The organism is Rhodanobacter fulvus Jip2 (genome assembly GCF_000264315.1).
GTDB classification, from domain to species: Bacteria; Pseudomonadota; Gammaproteobacteria; order Xanthomonadales; family Rhodanobacteraceae; genus Rhodanobacter; species Rhodanobacter fulvus.
Genome location: NZ_AJXU01000088.1, coordinates 1 through 2,788, shown reverse-complemented (window position 1 = coordinate 2,788; position 2,788 = coordinate 1). Strand labels below are relative to the sequence as shown.

Here is a 2,788-nt window from a genome sequence, read left to right as displayed (position 1 = left end):
CCACGCCAATGCTGGCGCTGCTGCTGTGGTTGGCGCTGTCCCGATTGGTGGTGTCCTGGCCAGCGGTGAGGGTGATGTCGCGGGCCGCCGCCAGGCTGGCATCGCGGCCAGCCTGCACCTGCGCGCCTTGCAGGTGGATGTCGCCATTCGCCGCATAGCCGTCCGCACCCTTGGTGCCATCGCCCGTCGCCACGATGGTCACGTCGCGACTCGCCGTTACCGTGCTGCCTTGCCAAAACAGGGGTCAGTGTGAACTTTATGCGCCATCCGAAAGTCCACACTGACCCTGAGGTTTCCCCACGAATCTCCTCGCTCAATCAACACGTTGCACGCGGACTGAAGGAACAGTGCGCGCATGATGCAGTCATTCCTCACGGGTTACGAAGCCAGAGGAGACCACACCATGCGCGCTACCGAAGTATTGCAAAAGTGCCTGCGTGACGCACTTGGTTCGATGCATGCGCTACGCAGTCGTGTGCTGCTGCGTGCCGTCGAGGCGATGATTCACGGCAGCCGCCTGACGCTGATGGATCTGGCACGCTCGTGGCCTGACGCTGAGCGCGTGCGCGCGCCGCTCAAAGCATTGGATCGACTATTGGGAAACCGCCATCTGCATGTCGAGCGCGAGCATCTTTACAAGGCCATGGCGCGTTGGCTGGTGCGCAACAAGCAGCCGACCATTGTCATTGACTGGTCGGATCTGAAGTCCGATCGAAGCTGGCATCTGCTGCGTGCAGCTATTCCGGTGGGTGGCCGTTCGCTTCCCATCCTGGACATGGTTTTTCCCAATGGCCAGCAAGGCTCACCGAAGGCGGAAAAGCAGTTTCTACAACGTCTGGCGCACGTACTTCCCGATGACGTGCGACCGATTCTTGTAACCGACGCCGGCTTCCGCGGGCCATGGTTCCGGGCGGTCGAGGCGATGGGCTGGCAGTGGCTGGGGCGCTTGCGCAATACGACGTATCTGAGGCCCGTTGAGGTACCCGATGAACCAGGTGAGTGGGTGACGTGCAAAGCCATGTATGCCTTGGCAGCGCGCAGGCCGCGCGATTTCGGATCGATGGATATCGCGCGCAGCAACCCCCTGACGGCACGTGTGATGTTGCACGCCAAGCCACCCAAAGGCCGCAAACATCGCAATCGGCAAGGCGTACCTGCTTGCAACTCCAACAGCCGCAAGAACGCACAGCGGGAGAGCGAACCGTGGCTACTCGTGGCATCGCCTTCGCTGACGCTCAGTACGCGCCAGCTGATCACGCTGTACGGGCGACGCATGCAGATCGAACTGTCGTTCCGCGATCTGAAATCCCATCGCTACGGCCAGGGCTTCGAGGACAGCCTCACCCGCAAAGGGGCGCGTATCGAAGTGCTCTTGCTCCTCAGTGCGATGGCCGCGTTTGCCAGCTGGCTCGTGGGTATGGCATGCGAGCGATGCGGCATCGACGCCTGGCTCGCGCCGTTCCGATCGCGCCGTTCCGATCGACACGACGTCTCTACTCGGTCATGCGGCTCGGTCGAGAAGCACTCGTGCGACGTTGGTCGAGCGCACGCCTGAGCGAACTCATCGATCAGCTACGACACCCAAGCCTGCAACTGCTTGATCAACTGGGTGTGCCAGCATGAAAACGTGGGGAAACCTCAGACACTGACCCCTGTTTCTGACCCCTGTTTCTAGCCTCCGTCCCCTTTTCCGTATTTTGATTTTTCCTCAAGGATTTTTACCCCCTTACGGAAAGCATCTACCGGGGAGGGTGGATATTTACTTGTATCACAACCCATCACTTTAGCCGAAGATAAATTTTTGTCATAGGACCGCTCCGCAGACTTGTAAGCTACAGCGAAATTTCCTATTGGCTTTTCTTTCAATCCATTTTCTATTAGAAATAATTGTGCTTGCGCTCCTTGCAGATCATTTGTAATCGCATACGACTTGTAAAAATTCATTGCTCCAAAATTATACGATTTATTAGCGACTGCTTCATGCTCATCGCAGGTGCCTGCATTGGAAGTATTGCTTTTCTCTTTTCCATTTCTTTCTGTTGAAGCGCAGCCGATCAAGGTCAATGAAGCAACAGCCACGTTCAGAAAAGTAATGACTTTATTCACTTCAGATAATCTCCATTAAGGCAAACAAAATGAACGTTGTAGTTGAGTGGATCGCGTCTTTTTCCCTAGCAACTATAGGGAGACGACGTCGAAGAAGTCGACGGCGACTAGCTGATCGAAGAAGAATCTACTCAAACTCGAAGCGAACGCCTTTGATAATCTGATACTTTCCCCAATAGAAATTACACACTCGCGCCACTTCTGCCCCATCTTTGCTTTCGGGAACACAGCCCCCTCTGATCTTTATGGTCTTTTCGCCCTGCTTCGAGAGTGGAAATTCGATTGTCAAACCTTCCGGAATGGTGTGCTCAAGCTCGACATTCTCGGAATAGTCATCAACGAGAGCAAATATCAACACCTTGTCAGCCTTAAGTGTGTACAAGTCATGTTGAAATGCAGCGCCGGGCAGGAGACACATTTCCATGACCGACTTCTCGACGGTCTGCTGTTTGCATCGCGCTGGTTCTGCTGCAAAGACCCCAGATACAAAAAAGTCCAACAGGACAGCCAGTAGCAGATATTTCATACATCCCCCAATGGTTGGTTGAACAAGGTGATCGGTGAATTCAACAACGAAGTGCGACACCTGACCAACTAAAGTGGCGCAGGCGCGGTAGCCTGCACAACTTCACAGGCTACGGGGTCAGACAACGGGGTCAGGTTGAGATGGCCCGGGTTTGAC

Annotated in this window: 3 protein-coding genes and 1 pseudogene; 1 reads left to right on the top strand and 3 read right to left on the bottom strand. The window is 55.2% G+C overall.

Features of this window, described 5'->3' with window-relative positions:
• The coding region (locus UU9_RS17125) for a hemagglutinin repeat-containing protein (protein WP_007083027.1) at positions 1 to 202 on the bottom strand (202 nt) is incomplete at its 3' end.
• 201 nt (positions 203 to 403) lie between these two features.
• On the opposite strand from UU9_RS17125, the pseudogene UU9_RS17120 reads away from it, so the two are divergent.
• Positions 404 to 1,623, top strand: a pseudogene (locus tag UU9_RS17120) (IS4 family transposase).
• A 48-nt stretch (positions 1,624 to 1,671) separates the two neighbouring features.
• Here the strand turns inward: UU9_RS17120 and UU9_RS18120 are convergent.
• Positions 1,672 to 2,106 carry a hypothetical protein gene (locus UU9_RS18120; protein ID WP_156804340.1) on the bottom strand — a complete coding sequence of 145 codons (435 nt, stop codon included), beginning with the start codon at positions 2,104 to 2,106 and terminating at the stop codon, positions 1,672 to 1,674.
• A gap of 127 nt (positions 2,107 to 2,233) precedes the next feature.
• Positions 2,234 to 2,632, bottom strand: a complete 399-nt coding sequence (locus tag UU9_RS17115) for a hypothetical protein (protein ID WP_007083025.1) — start codon at positions 2,630 to 2,632, stop codon at positions 2,234 to 2,236.
• Positions 2,633 to 2,788: the final 156 nt, after the last annotated feature.

Bases quoted from the DNA above. Each gene is read 5' to 3' on its own strand.
- UU9_RS17115 (WP_007083025.1), bottom strand. From the start codon at position 2,632: ATGAAATATCTGCTACTGGCTGTCCTGTTGGACTTTTTTGTATCTGGG.